The following is a 16,568-nucleotide window of genomic DNA, read 5'->3' as shown; positions in this document are numbered from 1 at the left end:
TATCCCTCCGTAACTTTAAAATGCCGTCAAACATACCGGCTTAGTGAAGCCTGAAAAAAGGTTATGTAAATTTCCAAGTTTGCTTTCATCAGAAACCCTTAACAAGCCAAGATGATGGAGTGATGAGAAACTCACAGCGCCCATTATCAAGGAAGAAAAATCACTAATGGAGATGTCAACAGATACCTCTGCATTTGACTTCTCTAAAACGTTTGCTCTGCCATCCTTGAATTGAACATAAACACTGGAGTTGAAGTTTGGCATAAAAGTGTCTTCCACTTTCCAAACAACCGAAATAGATTCCAAACCATAGGTAGCTGCTTCTATCACTTTCTTCAGATCTAAAACTTTATACATAAGCCCTACAGCTGAAGTATGGCTTTCATGATAAACATGAGGCATAATGTTGTCTGTTCCGTTTCTTGGATCTTGTAATAGATAATGGAAGTCACTTTCCTGTGTATGCAAAATGATATTGGCAACCTGATCTTGCTGCGAGCGCAGGAATGCGACTAATTGTTGTAAAGCGGCAGGGGTTTCTGTTATCAGTTCCTTAATCAAAATGTTATTGCTCAAGAAGTTCCCCTGTTTTTCTGATTCAAAAGTGAAGGAACAATACCCCATAATCGCCTCTTCATCCTTTACCCCATATACTTTCACTTTTGGATTTTGGAAGAGAGCTTTCATCAAGTCAATGGAACGTGCCATCATACCGTGCGTTTTTAGCATGTATCGTTCATAGCAACAGAACAGTTCAGATGCATCCTTTTCTGTGAGTAGAACCACATCCTTTTTGGATAGGATTGGAAGCTGATCCGGCCTAAAACGGAACTTATTCATTTTAGTGCCATACCCATAACCCATCCTGCGATAAAAATCCGGTCTAAATGGATAGAGTGCCGTAATGGGAACATGACGCTCCCTATAATACTCTTCAAAATAGGTAACAAGATACTTTGCCACTTTTTCTTTCTTATGAAGCAGATCCACACAAACAAACCCCAGCCCGCCTACCTGCATTTGTTGGGAATGAAAGTTCATGAGAAAATTATGTAATAGCATCCCACCAACCAATAAATTGTTTTTAAAACAACCGAAAAGGCGCTTGTCGGAATTCTGCGTCTGTTTCTCCAGTCGTTCTAAAAGTGCCTGTTTCTCCTCATCTGTGTTCACAGACATTCCGGGATATGCATTGCTCGCAATCTCTACGAAACTACCAAATTCTCCTGGATGCAGTTCTCTTATCTCAAACATTCTATATCCTCCCCGCCACCTCAGATGCAATCGTTTTTTTCATCCAGACCTGCTCCACTTTCCTATTAAACCCTCTATCTGTCAGGAATTTGTACACTGTTTCATTAGATGTATGGAAAAAAGCGATAGTGCATTGATAGTTTGTAGCAGATGGTGGGAAAAGGTGGGAGAAGAGAGCTTCCAACACTTTGTTAGGATCGGATGAATTTTCTTTTATATAACAATGTGTTACCACAATAGCTTTTAATGTTCCATCAGCAGAGTATTGTCTTTTGAACATGGCATATGCCACCGTTTCCCCTTCATTGTCCAGAAGTTGGATCAATTGCCCCTCTTTCATGCACCACCACTGACTTTGCCAAGCCGTATTATGTTGGTAAAGGGATAGATACTGGGCGGCTTGGGAGGAACTAAACACGGGATGATAATCCAATGTATCTTCAAAGTCCCCGGGAGTCTCCAGTGTAAGATGCACCACTTCATCTACTACTTTGTATCCTTTAGATTCATATAAAAGGATTGCTTGCTTATTTTCAGAGATGGCTTCTAAAGTGGAGGTGTGTATCTCCTTTTCCTTATAAAGCTCACAAGCCTTATCCACCAAAAGCTTTCCTATACCTTTTCGCCGGTGACTTGCAGCTACACCGGTTCCTCCATTCCATGCGACCATTTCTTTACCTATCCGTTTATACCCACTTAGAAGGAGCCCTACAGGTTCTTTTTCATCAAAGGCGACAATAGAAAGGTCGGCAGAAATATTCTCATTACCAATTCTAGTGGTAAATCGATCAACATCCATTCTAGCATCGAAAAAATACCCTTCGAAACCTCTATTCCAAGCCAGAAGTGCCTGATTCAAAGTACATTCAGATAATCTCCTAATTCGATACATATTGCTACCACACCCTTTTTTCTAACTTTTTACTAAGAAAGATTCAAGATCTAAACTAACAGTAAATTCTAACACTTTTATTATCTATTATTATTTCTGTTTACACAATTATTTCCACACAAAGAAACACAGCAATTCATTCACTGTGTTTTTAAGAAATTATTCATTCACTTCTTCTCTTAATATCGAAAAGACGTTTGCATCATGAAATTTACCACCTTGGAATAGATAGCCTCTTAAAAGCCCCTCGTGAGTAAATCCAACTTTTTCAAGAACTTTTCTTGAGCCTATATTTTCAGGGTACACATTTGCCCCTATCCTGTTCAGTTCCATTGAATCAAAGCCGAATTTCACTAACGCTTGAATGGCTTCTGTTGCGTAACCCTTTCCCCAGTATGGTATATCTATTTCGTAACCGATTTCCGCCCGCCGGTGTTTATCCGATACAGCATGAAAGCCGCATGTACCGATCAGTGTTCCCGTCTCCTTTTCAACAATGCCCCATCTGAAAAGGGTGGTGTAGTCATCCATAAAATCCTTGATGAATTTATCAGCTTCCAGCTTTGTTTGGAATGGCTCCATACCGTAGAATTTGGTCATCTCCGGTTCAGAGAAGTATGCAAAGATAATATCTGAATCTCTTAATGTTAAGCTTCTTAGTTGCAGTCTATCCGTCCTAAGCATTGGTACCGGCTTTAACATAATTTCCCTACCCCTTTGTCATTTCTGCCACTATATATTGGTTTGTCCACATTTTCAGCATGATGACGAGACTTTCCTCTCCTTTTGAATAGAGGAACATGGAACCTACCTGTTCTTCGAAGATCCAACCATCCGCCTCGACGTGCGATAATACGTCTTGAAATCCTGCCCCATCATTCACCTTCGCCATGACAGTCGTTGTGTCATCAGCTGATGAAAGAGTTACAATTGGTGAGGTGGTTAGCGCAAGTTTTGCAGCTCCCCTAACATGTCCATTAAATGCTAGAAGTGTTCCTGTAACTAGAAGTATGCCTGTGAAAATGACTATTGCCCATTTCCATTTCATTCTTCTGCCCCCTACTCTATTATTCTTCTCCCCATAATCACCAAATCCCTTTTTACAGAATCAAGTTCTGCCACTTCCGGGAGGAACCCCCACTGTTCGAACCCGAATTTCTTGAACAAGTTTATGCTCGGTACATTGTGTGAAAAGATGAAAGCCAGTAAATTCTCAATCCGTAAAGATGGGCACTCCTTAACAGCTCTATCCAATAATACTGCACCAAGTCCTCTACCTCTTGTATCCTCATGAAGATAGATGCTTACCTCCGCGGTGCTCTTATATGCAGGCCGACCATAAAAGTCCTGGTAACTAATCCAGGCACAAATTTTATTCTCAAGCTCCACCACTCGTAATGGACGCTTCTCATTATGCTGATAAAACCATTCTGTTCTGCTTTCGACCTCAACCGGGGATGTATCCGCGGTTACCATTCTGCTTGCAATGGTTGAATTGTAGATTTCAACTATTTTTGGAAGATCTTCCAGTTCTGCGTTTCTGATTTTAATAGGCAAGTTATTCATGATGATTCACCTTTCTAGTATTCTATGCACACATTCTGTTTATAGTATATTATTTCATTTGAAATATGAATAGATGAATTTTTAGAAACACGTTGAATTCCACACGAAAAGTGGTATATACAACTATACAATCTTCTGCTAATATGTACATATAATAGAAGGTAAAGGGGTTCATTTTATGACAACTGTTTCATCAAACAGCTATGCCCTCCTATTCATGAAAATCGTGATGGAAGATGAAATAATAGAACATGGCTATATAAAAATATCTAACAGAAAAATTGCAGAACTCGGCCATATGGAACAATACTCCAATCCTGAAAAACTCGAGGAAGTTCATATCCACAAAGAATTGTTAGCTGTTCCTGGGTTCATTGATATTCACATACACGGGTTAAATGGGGCAGATGTGATGGATGCTACTGAAGAAGCCCTTATTTCCATGGCTACCACTTTACCAAAGGAAGGTACCACCGGCTTCCTTGCAACTACCCTCACACAGGATAAGTCCCTCATAAGTACAGCTTTACAAAATATCCACGCATACATGGAAAAACAAACTAACAACGGAAGCCCGTCCTGTGAACTGCTGGGAGTCCATCTAGAAGGGCCATTCATAAATGTAAAAAGGGCCGGTGCACAACCGACTCCTTTCATACTTGAACCAAATGTACCGATCTTTGAACAGTTTCAGTCTGACTCAGGTAATAATATCAGAATTGTAACGATGGCACCGGAACTTACAGAAGGAATCGTTCTCGTTGAATTTTTGACCAAATCCGGTGTCATAACCTCCATCGGCCACTCGGATGCGTTATATTCTGAAATGTTAGAGGCAATGAAAGCCGGCGCAGAACATATAACCCATTTCTATAATGGAATGCGAGGCAACCACCACCGTGAACCAGGTGTTGCCGGAACGGGACTTGCACATCCAGAACTATTTTTGGAGATGATTGCTGATGGCATCCATGTGCACCCTGCGGTAGTGAAGGCCACCTATCTAGCAAAAGGAGCTGATGGAATGCTGTTGATTACAGATTCCATGAGAGCTAAATGGCTGAAAAACGGGGAATATGATCTTGCTGGTCAAAAAGTGAAGGTGCAAAATAAATCTGCACTTCTGGAAGATGGCACAATTGCTGGCAGTGTACTAAAAATGAATGAAGCGGTCAAAAATATGATGGATTACACAGGTTGCAGCATGAATCATGCTGTCCAAATGGCCTCCAGCAATCCAGCCAAACGTCTGAACGTGTGGGATCGAAAAGGCAGCATCGCTGTTGGAAAAGATGCGGATATCGTCATTGTCGACGATGAAATGCAAGTGAAAATGACATTCTGCAATGGACAACTATCATACAAGGGAGAGTAAACGCATGGATATCATCCACACCCCATCCTATGAAGCTTTAAGTCAAGAAGTAGCCAATTATATAGCAAAGCAGGTTCGAAGCAATCCGAATGTCGTTCTTGGACTTGCCACAGGAAGCACTCCCACTGGTATGTACAAACACCTATTGGAGGATCACATTGTCAATAAGACTTCTTACCGGAACGTAGTCACCTTCAACCTCGATGAATATATAGGTATGCACAAATTGGACTCGAACAGTTATTATGCATTTATGGAGAAGCACCTCTTTCAACATATCGACATCCAAAAAGAAAAGATATTCATTCCAGATGGACTTGCGGTACAACTTGAAAACGAATGTAAAAGTTACGAAGAAAAACTGAACACTTATGGTCCAATAGACATTCAAGTCCTAGGATTAGGAGAAAACGGACATATCGGTTTCAATGAACCAGGGACCCCCTTTAACAGCAAAACACACGTAGTGGAATTGACAGATTCAACACGAAAAGCCAATGCACGCTTTTTCCCTAATCCAGTAGATGTTCCTACACATGCACTCACAATGGGGATAGATTCCATCATGCGGGCAAAAGAAATAATACTTCTTGTAGCCGGCAAAAACAAAGCCAAAGCATTGGAACAGCTCGTATATGGAGTAGTATCCGAGAGCTTTCCCGCTTCGGTCCTAAAGAAACATCCTTGTGTTAAAATATATGCAGAGAGCACTGTACTTGAGCAATCCAGTATCATTGCCTGAAAGGAGCCAGCAAACATACATGATTGATAAATCCTCTCCGATTCCTATGTATTATCAACTGGAATCTCATATAAAAAATCAAATTACTACTGGGATGATCCTCCCTGGTAACAGTATTCCTTCCGAAAGGGAATATGCTGAGAATTATGGAATTAGCAGGATGACGGTAAGACAAGCGATCAACTCCCTCGTGAATGATGGGCTCCTATACCGTAAAAAAGGAAGCGGAACCTTTGTTTCCGAGAAGAAAATCGAACAACCTCTACAAGGTCTCACAAGCTTTACAGAGGATATGAAAAAACGCGGGCTTAACCCGACCAGCGAGTTGATTCATTTTGAAATCATTCCATCAAACAGCTTTATCTCCGGCGAACTAAACATCCGCGAATACTCACCAGTCTATGAGATAAAAAGAATCCGCCTTGCCGATGGAGAACCTATGGCACTTGAAACAAACTACCTTTCTGCAAATTTGGTAAAAGGCCTGACAGAAGAAGTGGTCAACGCTTCCATCTATGCCTATATCGAAGAAAAGTTGAATCTCCGCATTGCACATGCGGACCAATCAATCGAATCGGTCAAGGCATCAGCGGAGGACGAAAAACTGCTGCAAATAGACAAGGGGCATCCCATGCTTTATATCCAACGCAACACATACCTCCAGGACGGAACACCGCTTGAACTCGTTAAATCAGTGTATAGAGGCGACCGTTATAAATTTCAAATTAATATGAACCGTAACAACTAATAAAGCCGGTGACGAATAAGGATATTCCTACTATGATTTACACTAGAAAGTTAATTGTAGTGGAAGGCGCGCAGACTCCCGCGGGAGGAAGGGACAAGGGAGACCCCGCAGGCTTGCCGAGGAGGCTCACGGACCGCCCGCAGGAAAGCGAAGCGCCTGTAACGGAGATCAACCGCTTAGTGAAGTATCCCCATTATATTCTTTCTTATCATACAAAAAAAGCAGCACCTCTCTTAAAGGTACTGCAATGTTAATGTTATCTGGAAATAAACATCTGTGTCCAGTAATGACCATATTGGCCACCCTTGGCATAGCCTACCCCGATTTCTGTATATTGGCTTGATAAAATATTCTTTCTATGCCCTTCACTGTTCATCCAAGCATTCATGACCTCTTGTGGTGTTTTTTGCCCAGCAGCAATATTTTCACCTGCTGTTCGGTAAGAAATACCAAAGTTACGAATCATATCGAATGGAGATCCATATGTTGGTGACGTGTGGCTGAAATATCTTTTATCAATCATATCCTGTGATTTGTATCTTGCTACTCTTGATAACTCCCAGTTAAGCTTTAATGGCTTCAAACCATGCTTTGCGCGCTCCTGATTCACTAACGTAGCAACTTGCTCTTCTTGTGTTTGCCCCTCCCCTTTTTCTGGAATAGTAATTCTTTGACCTGGATAGATTAGGTCAGGGTTCTTTACTGTAGAATTGGCAGCGATCAGTTCGGATACTCCAACTTGATATTTTACCGCAATCTTCCACATTGTATCACCTGATTGAACCGTGTGACTTGTTGCTGCCAGAGCAGCTGCATTTCCACCTAAGACTAGTGCGACAACCGACAAAGTTATGAGGACTTTCTGTAAAGTTTTCATACTATTAATCTAATATGTTTCAGCGGAATTGGATACAAGTAATTATTGTAAAATAACGAAATATACTGTTAATTGCTTGTCATGACTGTAATGAGAAATTTATTCCATGTCGTTTCAAAGAAAAACTACGGCTACCCCCGCCCCTATTGCAAAGGCAGTAAATAGTGCTTCGGCACCTTTTGAAAGCCCTGAAACAAAATGCCCCACCATCAAGTCACGGACGGCATTGGTTATAAGTAACCCTGGAACCAATGGCATGACAGATCCGATAATGATTTTATCAAGTTCCAAACCAACCCCTAAGCTCACCATGGCTAAAGCGACCAGTCCTATAATTAACGATGCGAAAAACTCTGCAAAGAATTTTACTCGCGTGTAATGTTGAATCAATAAGAGTCCACTATAGCCCATCCCCCCAGCAAGCATAGCTGGCAGAAAGTCCGTCCATACACCCTTGAACATAATCAGAAAAGAACCGCTGACAAAAGCTGCAGCGATAATCTGATAACTAATAGGATAAAGAAGATGAGATTTTTCCAGATTAATTAAAGTTTGGTGGGCCTCTTTAATACTAAGCTCACCTGCAGCAATTTTACGAGAAATATGATTTACCTGGGCCACTTTTTCCAAATCAGTTGTCCTGAAATTAATCCTGACAAGCTGTGTAGGGTTATCTCCTTGAAGGGAAACAATAATTCCTGTTGGTGTCACAAAACTATGTGTTTCCGTGATTCCATACGAAGCTGCAATCCTCGTCATTGTATCTTCAACCCGGTATGTTTCCGCTCCCCCTTCCATCATGATTCTCCCGGCAAGCAGGCAGACCTGAAGGATTTTCTCCGTTTCCCGCTCTGTCATTTCCATCGTCACCTAACTCACCTCACGTTTTACATTCATGGATAATCTTTTAATTATTTTCATCACAATCTGCATGATAACCTCCGCAAACACCAATCCCATTGCAATGGCCCCTGATATCATAAATGCCTTTGCTGCCAAAGGGATGGCCGCCAAATAATCATTTTCCGCAATATGCCTCATCGTATTATAGGCCAGACCACCAGGAACAAGAGGGATAATCCCTGCAACACTGAATATAATCATCGGCATCCTGAACCGCTTTGCCATGATATGACCAACAAGCGCCACCATAAATGCCCCGACAAATGACGCCACCACCGGATCTACTCCTGCATCCGCCAACACTATGTAAAAGATCCACCCAATCATACCAACCGCTCCACAGTTTACCAATGCCCTTCTAGGTGCATTAAACAGGACTCCAAAACCGGCAGCGGCAATGAAGCTGAAACCCAACTGCGAAAGAATATAAAGCATCATGTCACCCCATTCAATCTAGTACAGATTATTATATAGCAAAGCGGGTGGGAAAACATAGCAGGATAGAAAAAACCTCCTAATTGGAGGTTTTGAGAAGGGAGCTAATTTTACTTATTGGCTATTTTCGTAAACTTTGTTGCTTTTTCGTATTTATTAACCAACCGTTATATTCCTTGCTGTCGTGCTCTTTTCTCGGGTATCCAGAGTAAACTACATGCCTATTTTTGAGTAGATAAGCCGTGAAAAATCCAAAGGCCGATTTTTCTAGTAAAAAGTCCAATAGCCGACTTTTTACTAGTGAATAGCAACAATCTTTGAGAAAAGAGCCTACTTATTTGATACATCTTGGCCTTGAGTTTGGGTTTCTGGGATTCGTTGGTCCTCTATGGCGCTTGATTTCCTTTACCGTACTTGTTTTCGGGATTCATTGACCTTCTATGACTCCCGCTTTTCCCTGCTGTACTTGTTTTCGGGATTCATTGACCTTCTATGACTCCCGCTTTTCCCTGCTGTACTTGTTTTCGGGTTTCATTGACCTTCTATGACTCCCGCTTTTCCCTGCTGTACTTGTTTTCGGGTTTCATTGGCCTTCTATGGCTCCCGCTTTTCCTTGCTATACTTGTTTTCGGGTTTCATTGCCCTTCTATGACTCCCGCTTTTCCCTGCTGTACATGTTTTCGGGTTTCATTGACCTTCTATGACTCCCGCTTTTCCCTGCTGTACTTGTTTTCGGGTTTCATTGACCTTCTATGACTCGCGCATAACTCCAAAACACTCAACTTCTATTTATCCACCAACCAAGTCTTTGCAACAGCAAAGTACTCTCGTGCCCAAAGCTTAAAGATGGCTACCTTGGGAGTCTTCCCCGCAAGTGTATGAACTTCTGCAAATTCCAGCCTTTTCCCGATAATGGACGCTCGGTACATATGAAAGTCATTGCTCACAATGGCAATGGAGGCATCTTCTTCAATCAGTTCCTTTGAAAATGACAGGTTTTCAAAGGTAGTGGTAGAACGGGATTCCAACAAGATTCTATCCTCATCAATGCCATTTGCTACAAAGTACCTTCTCATAGCTTCTGCTTCGGTAATGTCCTCCCCAGGGCCCTGCCCTCCTGAAGCGATGACTTTAGTATTCGGGTTCTCCCTGAGGTATTCCAACGCTGCCTCCACCCTGAACAAAAGGGCTTTAGTCATCATTTCCCCTTTCACCCTTGCACCTAAAACAATCAAATAATCAATATCTTCAGGTGGCTCCTGCTTTGCCGTTTGATAGATGAGGGAGTGGACGATAATAAGGTAGATTAACAGAGGAAGAAGAGCAATCTTCACCATGGTTTTTACTCTCTTTTTAGTTATCATTTTCCTAATTCCTTTTCCGTTATAGTCTGTCTACTACTATAACGAAATGGGAGTGGTAATTGTTTCATTTTTAGCTTGTCGATTTTTAAGAGAGGGTGTCGAACAGCACGAATATTTCTGTAACGGAAAGAATTTTACGGCGTTTGGAAAATATTTTAGCCACATCGGCTCGTATAATCCGCTAACGGAAAATAAAATCTACAGTTTGGAAAATAAGTTTAGAATGAGCATAAAAAAGGCTGCCTCATCTATAGAGACAGCCTTAACTTCAATATTATACCTTACTAACAGCATCCTCGACGTTGTCTTCACCAGCAACTACGTCAAACGCAGCTCCATACGTGTTTTTAGCACCAAGCACTGCTAGCAACACCTTTGCCACATCTTCTCTAGCAATGGATCCGGGCTCTATATTCTCTCCAATCTTCACCTTGCCAGTACCTGATTCATTCACCAAACCACCAGGTCGCACGATGGTGTAATCCAAGCCGCTTGCCATTAGCACCTTATCTGCATAATGCTTGGCTACATAATAAGGACGAAGCTCGTCATTCCAATTTTCACGGTTGTCAGCTTGGAACGCACTTACCATCACATAACGAGAAATGCCTGCTTTTTCAGCCGCTTCCACCGTTTTTGCAGCTCCGTCCAAATCAATCAATAACGTCTTGTCTAATCCCGTGTTTCCTCCAGACCCCGCTGTGAATACCACTGCATCACTTCCGCTAAAGGCCTTCATAAGATCTTCTACCGATCCTTCCAAATCAGCCAAAACCGATTCAATACCATCTTTTGCAAAACTATCTGCCTGTTCCTCTTTCCGAACCATTGCGATAGGGGTGTAACCTTTTTCTTCTTTTAAGAAATGCACGAGCTGTTTGCCAATTTGTCCGTTTGCTCCAACAACTGTTACTTTCATTGATAACACTCTCCTTTCTTTAGTGAACATTATCACAAAGAGATAAATCGAATGCAAAGGAACTGCTCACTAATAACCTTCCCCAAAATAGTAAAAGCAACATGTCACTAGAGGACATGTTGCTTGCTATTGCTACCAAAGGCTGTATCCTCCTCTTTCTTAGCAATGCAAGTGAAGATTACATAGCCAAAAACAGTGGAAAGTACAAGACCCATGGTAAGACCATCAATGATGAGGTACCATACTAATTCATTGAGCAATCCTGGAGCAGTGAAATTGTACACTCCCAGGGTCATAATGGAGACTGCCAAAAATGGGACACCAATTATCCCTGCCCTGATGAAATTAAATGACCAACTGCCATTAGCGCTATATTGTCTTATAAAATGAGGTACACTTAAATATAACGAGATTACTAGTGTAGTCAAAATTCCAATCAGATACAGAGGACCAAATTCAAAGGTCTCAGCCCAGATTCTCATCCTGTAATTTACATAATTCCATGCACTCGTAGCTATTACGATCAACCCCACATAATAAAATAACCATAAAACTTCCTTTTTTACTTTAACCAACTGATCACTTCCTTCCACATTCATCTACTATATGCTTACAAAACCAATCTAATTATTTCTTTTACCTGTTTTTCATACACAGGTACCCCAATTCTATCTGCAAGTACTCGATGAACCCGGATAAACTCCTTCACCTGACACTTTGCAATTTCAAGCAATCCTACCCCATCTCGCTTTACGACATCCCATTCTGCAAGCATATACAACTGCTCTTTCCTCAATGGACTTCTCGGCCCTTCGACTTTAGACCAATCCCCAAATGAATTCGGTACCTCTCCCATTTCCACATACCATCCGATCACGATGGAATAGCTTAAGGAATTTATCATCTGGAAAGCATAATTGAATTCTCCCCGTTTAACTCGACGATACACCTCATGTAAATAAGCAAAAAATTTGCCCTGCCACACTTCAAATTCCCCTTCAGAAAAAAGATATTCCAAAGATAGCGACTGGTCTTTTAATTGATGGACAATGCCGGTAGGATCATGTTCAATTAAAAGATGTTTCAAATAAGCGCTAGGTTGAATGTCTGATTTGCGATAATAGAATGTATCTACTTTGATAAAAGAGCGATAATGAGCAATCGAGTATGTTGCCCAAGCAAAATCTTCATAATATAATACATCACCCCAGTTTTTGGCCCGTTCTTTTTTATTTAACCTATAGTCCTCATACACAGCATCCTCCACAATGACACGGAGATCTAAATCAGAATACAGATCCTCGTTTCCTTTTGCGAGAGATCCCCCGTAAAAGAAGGCAAGTATGTTCGGATCTTGGACAAGGTCCTGATAAATGGCTTCTCTTAATTTTTGCCTCTTTAGTGGTAAAGTTTTATCTCTTTGTTCGTGTTTAGTTAATAATCCCACACATTAATAATCATCTCCTAAGTAGTTATTACACTCATATTTCTACAATAATTTCCCAATCCCTTTGAAAAATCCAAAAAAGAAGAGCAGGAATAATCCCTGCCCCCCTCATTTAGCCATATAAAAATCCTCAAATAACGAAACCGAAATCACAATGACCCCTGCCAAAAAAGATGCCAACGTAGCAATCCAGTGAAAATGTAAAAACGAAATGACAATTGCTACAAACATGATAACCAGCCAAAAAAATGCATATTTGATCCCAATCACTCCTTCATCAGAACTCGCCAGCTTCCCGTTCTTCCCAGACAATTTCACTGTAGATATCTGCAAATGCTTTGATAGAGTTACGTGCTTCTTCCAAATTGTTGTCCACGCCGCCAACTTCCAAGAGGATGGCTCTTTCGGATAAATCTTGATTGTACAATCCGTTTCCGGTTGATTTTCCTTTTGGAAAGACACCTCTGCTGAGACCTGGATACTTTTGCTCAATGGCATGATGAATTCTTTCTGCAAACTCAAGATTTTGTTCATAGTCTTTATGGGCGGTTCCCACTACAAACATGAGCCTTGCATAGCTCTTTCCTCCGATTTCTTCTGTTGTCCTATTTTTTCGAGCGGAGTCCCTGTGAATATCAATCAAGTATTTTACATCACTATTAAAAATCATGGCTGCTTCAACCGTTTCTCTCGAATATTTATAAGAGTGATTGGCAGTCCATCCCCTTGCTTGTAAATCTTGAGGTACATTCCTTGTATCCTGATTTGCCTTTATCCCTTTGTCGGCCAATTCGTCCTTCAGCATTTTTCCTACAGCGATGACATTCACATCTGGATTGTTGCTTGTCGCATCATTCGGATTAGTAACATTCTTCAAAAGTGGCAAATATGATTCCCAACTATGAGATTGATAGATATGCACAATGGTCTCATCCATCGACCTTTCCGGTGCAGGTGCGGGCTCTTCTTCCTTCTCATCATCCAGTAGCATTTCTTGCGCAATCTCCCGCTCCTTCAGGAGGACTTCCATCGGGGCTACGGATTCAAATGGAATATCCGTATAGTCGGTTCCTTTCCCTGCCACATAAAACTGTGTGTCATAGGCATAAAAACCGGGGATTTCATTTCCCAAGAAGCTTCTAATATCATAAGGCTTTAAATTGGTTGCCAGTTCAAAAGTGAACTCCATGATTGGAAGCTTCGGAACGTCGACATTCTTGCCGGTCATATAATGGTTCTGGCTTTGAATGATGGTCAAGTACAGCTCTGTTGACTGTACATTTCTTAATATATTTCCAATATACTCAGAGGAAAGTCTAGTAGATAGGACGGTGGTGATAGTGGAAATGACCACAAATAGGATGATCATAAAAAGTACGGTATTATTAATAAATAGAAAAAATCCGGTTCGGTTGGTAGATTCTATCTTTCCCCCCTCCTTTCTATCTAATGAATATGCACAATTAGTAGATATTAGAAGGCAAATAAAAAAAGATGACTCTACCTTTGAAATAACGGCACTATCAAATATCTTTACATACCGGCTCTAGTAGGATACTATATAAATCGTAATCATTACTATTTATAAGCTGAAGGAGACCTGGAAATGACTATAAATAAAATTCCTGTCACTGTATTAAGCGGCTATTTGGGTGCCGGTAAAACCACCCTCTTAAATCATGTGTTACATAATAGAGATGGAATGAAAGTAGCGGTCATCGTTAACGACATGAGCGAAGTGAATATTGATGCCGGACTTGTAAGGCAAGGAGGTAGCCTTTCGCGAACAGATGAAAAGCTAGTGGAAATGTCAAATGGCTGCATTTGCTGCACATTGAGAGAGGACTTACTTGTTGAAGTGGAAAAGCTAGCTACATCAGGTGATATTGATTATATTCTGATTGAATCGACAGGTATAAGTGAACCAGTTCCTGTTGCTCAAACCTTTTCTTACATAGATGAGGAACTCGGCATTGATTTAACCAGGTTCTGCAAACTTGATACAATGGTTACCGTAGTGGATGCCTACCGTTTTTGGCATGACTTCGAATCAGGAGACAGCCTTCTTGACAGAAAAGAAGCAATGAGCGAGGAAGATACGAGAGAAATTGCTGATTTACTGATAGATCAAATTGAATTCTGCGACGTCCTTATATTAAATAAATGCGACCTCGTAACCGAAGCCGAACTGGTGAAACTCGAAAAAGTGTTAAAGACGCTCCAACCTGAAGCAAGTTTGATAAGAGCAACAAATTCACAGGTACCCCCTTTCTCCATATTGAATACTGGAAAATTTGATTTTGACAAAGCAAGTGCATCTGCAGGCTGGTTGAAGGAACTTCAATTGGGACATCAACATCATACTCCAGAGACAGAAGAGTACGGGATTTCCTCTTTTGTTTATCAGCGCAGGCTTCCTTTTCATTCTCAAAGATTCAGTAACTGGTATGCAGCCCTTCCGGAGGAGATTGTCAGAGCCAAAGGGATTGTCTGGTGTGCCACTAGAAACAATGTTGCGCTTCTTTTCTCCCAGGCAGGTCCATCCGTTCAACTACAACCGGTTTCCTATTGGGTAGCCTCCCTTCCTAAATTAGAGCAAGAGGCAGTCATAAAGGAGAACCCGAATATAGTCGATGATTGGGACCTTGAGTTTGGGGATAGGATGACAAAGCTGGTACTAATTGGAGTGGATATGGACCGTGGGGAACTGACAAGAGAGCTGGACAGATGTCTTTTGACCCCTGAAGAATTCGATCAAGACTGGTCTGCTCTTCCCGATCCTTTTCCTTGGACAGTTACTAAGCCAACGGTATAATTTTGAAAAGCACCTCTTCAGGTGCTTTTTTCACTTTCCTTCTGGTACAATACTGTAATCAAATACTGGAGGGTTTATGATGCTCTACTTAGCGATACTCACTTTCCTCTTCTGGTTTGCCGTCTGGCTGGATGCAAAAATCGGGATGAGGAAAATTGCAAAGATAGAATATATAACAGAAGATGAAAGATTACACCATAGTGGTCCCCTTCTATCCATCATTGTTGCTGCCAAAGATGAAGAAGAGCACATTCAAGCAAGCCTACAATCCCAATTTAAACAGACCTACTCCAATATAGAATGGATCGTTGTTAACGACCGCTCCACTGACCGTACCGGTGCCATCCTTGAGCAGTTGGCTCTTACTGAACCCAGATTGAAAATCATCCATATTAAAAACCTTAAAGAAGGATGGCTTGGGAAAAATCACGCATTGTATGAAGGCTTTTTACAAAGCAAGGGAGAATTCATCCTATTTACTGACGCGGACATCATATTTAAAAAAGATGCCATCGCAAAAGCAATCACATACTTTCAGAACCATAAAATAGACCATTTGACTCTCGCGCCAAATCTGAAAGGGAGCAGTTTCTGGACAAATGCGTTTATCTCCTTCTTCCTGTTTGGTTTCGGTTTTTTCAAAAGGCCCTGGAAATCAAATGATCAAAGCAGCAAGTCAGCTATCGGAATCGGCGCCTTCAATCTGCTGTCTAGAAAAGCCTATGAAGGAATCGGTACGCACAAGAAATTTAAAATGAGGCCAGATGATGACCTGATGCTTGGCCGTCAGATAAAGCAGTCTGGAAAAAGGCAGCACTTGGCTTTAGCACTCAACCACTTGCAGGTGGAGTGGTATCCTGATTTGCATTCAGCGCTTGTCGGGTTGGAAAAGAACACTTTTGCAGGACTTTTCTATAGCTATTTCATGGTGTTGTTCGCCATAAGCGGTTTGTTTCTTTCGCAACTCTTCCCTTTTATCGCCTTGTTCGTAACATCAGGTAGCACTCAACTTGCCTACGCTTTAAGTATCTTAATGCTGTTTCTCGCCTATAACGAAACGGCGAATAAAATGGGGAAAGGCGCAAATCTTTATTTAATTGTATTCCCAATAACGGTTTTACTTTTCATTTATAGTATTGCACGTGCAACCATTCTCACAAATTATAGAGGCGGTATCATCTGGAGAGGAACCTTTTACTCCATTAAAGATTTAAAAAAGTGACGGGGATCC

Annotated in this window: 19 protein-coding genes; 5 read left to right on the top strand and 14 right to left on the bottom strand. The window is 41.3% G+C overall.

Annotation, left to right across the window (positions count from 1 at the left end; translation table 11 throughout):
• Window positions 1–15: 15 nt before the first annotated feature.
• The 5 genes from AB685_RS11045 to AB685_RS11025 form a co-directional block, all read right to left on the bottom strand.
• A complete protein-coding gene (locus AB685_RS11045) occupies window positions 16–1,254 on the bottom strand; it encodes a GNAT family N-acetyltransferase (protein ID WP_047970656.1) in 1,239 nt (412 codons plus the stop codon).
• Between the two features lies 1 nt (window position 1,255).
• The gene (locus AB685_RS11040) at window positions 1,256–2,053 is read right to left on the bottom strand and encodes a GNAT family N-acetyltransferase (protein ID WP_198530492.1); all 798 of its coding nucleotides are present in this window, start codon (window positions 2,051–2,053) and stop codon (window positions 1,256–1,258) included.
• Between the two features lie 252 nt (window positions 2,054–2,305).
• On the bottom strand, window positions 2,306–2,848 hold the full coding sequence (locus tag AB685_RS11035) for a GNAT family N-acetyltransferase (RefSeq protein WP_047970654.1): 543 nt from the start codon (window positions 2,846–2,848) through the stop codon (window positions 2,306–2,308).
• A 7-nt stretch (window positions 2,849–2,855) separates the two neighbouring features.
• A complete protein-coding gene (locus tag AB685_RS11030; RefSeq protein WP_047970653.1) occupies window positions 2,856–3,194 on the bottom strand; it encodes a hypothetical protein in 339 nt (112 codons plus the stop codon).
• Between the two features lie 11 nt (window positions 3,195–3,205).
• A complete protein-coding gene (locus AB685_RS11025) occupies window positions 3,206–3,712 on the bottom strand; it encodes a GNAT family N-acetyltransferase (RefSeq protein ID WP_047970652.1) in 507 nt (168 codons plus the stop codon).
• Between the two features lie 178 nt (window positions 3,713–3,890).
• On the opposite strand from AB685_RS11025, the gene nagA reads away from it, so the two are divergent.
• Genes nagA through AB685_RS11010 form a run of 3 tightly spaced genes read left to right on the top strand, consistent with a single transcriptional unit; the run spans window position 3,891 to window position 6,577 of the window.
• Window positions 3,891–5,087, top strand: a complete 1,197-nt coding sequence (gene nagA / locus AB685_RS11020; protein WP_047970651.1) for an N-acetylglucosamine-6-phosphate deacetylase — start codon at window positions 3,891–3,893, stop codon at window positions 5,085–5,087.
• Window positions 5,088–5,091: 4 nt separating this feature from the next.
• Window positions 5,092–5,829 (top strand): glucosamine-6-phosphate deaminase, encoded by a 738-nt coding sequence (nagB, locus tag AB685_RS11015; RefSeq protein ID WP_047970650.1) that lies wholly within the window; start codon window positions 5,092–5,094, stop codon window positions 5,827–5,829.
• A gap of 19 nt (window positions 5,830–5,848) precedes the next feature.
• Window positions 5,849–6,577 carry a GntR family transcriptional regulator gene (locus tag AB685_RS11010; protein WP_047970649.1) on the top strand — a complete coding sequence of 243 codons (729 nt, stop codon included), beginning with the start codon at window positions 5,849–5,851 and terminating at the stop codon, window positions 6,575–6,577.
• Window positions 6,578–6,833: 256 nt separating this feature from the next.
• On the opposite strand, the gene safA is transcribed toward AB685_RS11010, so the two are convergent.
• The 9 genes from safA to AB685_RS10965 form a co-directional block, all read right to left on the bottom strand.
• Entirely contained in the window at window positions 6,834–7,454 is a 621-nt protein-coding gene (safA, locus tag AB685_RS11000; protein WP_082153604.1) for a SafA/ExsA family spore coat assembly protein, read from the bottom strand.
• 114 nt (window positions 7,455–7,568) lie between these two features.
• Window positions 7,569–8,318 (bottom strand): threonine/serine exporter family protein, encoded by a 750-nt coding sequence (locus AB685_RS10995; RefSeq protein ID WP_047970953.1) that lies wholly within the window; start codon window positions 8,316–8,318, stop codon window positions 7,569–7,571.
• A gap of 6 nt (window positions 8,319–8,324) precedes the next feature.
• Window positions 8,325–8,792 carry a threonine/serine exporter family protein gene (locus AB685_RS10990; protein WP_047970647.1) on the bottom strand — a complete coding sequence of 156 codons (468 nt, stop codon included), beginning with the start codon at window positions 8,790–8,792 and terminating at the stop codon, window positions 8,325–8,327.
• A 785-nt stretch (window positions 8,793–9,577) separates the two neighbouring features.
• On the bottom strand, window positions 9,578–10,156 hold the full coding sequence (locus AB685_RS10985; protein WP_047970646.1) for a YdcF family protein: 579 nt from the start codon (window positions 10,154–10,156) through the stop codon (window positions 9,578–9,580).
• Window positions 10,157–10,430: 274 nt separating this feature from the next.
• Window positions 10,431–11,075: an SDR family oxidoreductase gene (locus tag AB685_RS10980; RefSeq protein WP_047970645.1), complete on the bottom strand. Its 645-nt coding sequence runs from the start codon at window positions 11,073–11,075 to the stop codon at window positions 10,431–10,433.
• A 107-nt stretch (window positions 11,076–11,182) separates the two neighbouring features.
• A complete protein-coding gene (locus AB685_RS10975; protein WP_047970644.1) occupies window positions 11,183–11,650 on the bottom strand; it encodes a hypothetical protein in 468 nt (155 codons plus the stop codon).
• Window positions 11,651–11,685: 35 nt separating this feature from the next.
• Complete coding sequence (locus AB685_RS10970; protein WP_047970643.1) at window positions 11,686–12,522, bottom strand: nucleotidyltransferase domain-containing protein; 837 nt, start codon at window positions 12,520–12,522, stop codon at window positions 11,686–11,688.
• A 108-nt stretch (window positions 12,523–12,630) separates the two neighbouring features.
• Window positions 12,631–12,792 carry a hypothetical protein gene (locus AB685_RS31685; RefSeq protein ID WP_198530491.1) on the bottom strand — a complete coding sequence of 54 codons (162 nt, stop codon included), beginning with the start codon at window positions 12,790–12,792 and terminating at the stop codon, window positions 12,631–12,633.
• Window positions 12,793–12,799: 7 nt separating this feature from the next.
• Entirely contained in the window at window positions 12,800–13,891 is a 1,092-nt protein-coding gene (locus AB685_RS10965; RefSeq protein WP_047970642.1) for a stage II sporulation protein P, read from the bottom strand.
• Window positions 13,892–14,134: 243 nt separating this feature from the next.
• On the opposite strand from AB685_RS10965, the gene AB685_RS10960 reads away from it, so the two are divergent.
• Together AB685_RS10960 and AB685_RS10955 are read left to right on the top strand one after the other, a co-directional pair.
• The gene (locus AB685_RS10960; protein ID WP_047970952.1) at window positions 14,135–15,337 is read left to right on the top strand and encodes a GTP-binding protein; all 1,203 of its coding nucleotides are present in this window, start codon (window positions 14,135–14,137) and stop codon (window positions 15,335–15,337) included.
• 76 nt (window positions 15,338–15,413) lie between these two features.
• Window positions 15,414–16,559 carry a glycosyltransferase family 2 protein gene (locus tag AB685_RS10955; RefSeq protein WP_047970641.1) on the top strand — a complete coding sequence of 382 codons (1,146 nt, stop codon included), beginning with the start codon at window positions 15,414–15,416 and terminating at the stop codon, window positions 16,557–16,559.
• Window positions 16,560–16,568: the final 9 nt, after the last annotated feature.

The sequence above is a fragment of the Bacillus sp. LL01 genome, from assembly GCF_001037965.1.
This window is presented reverse-complemented; position numbering and strand designations above follow the sequence as displayed.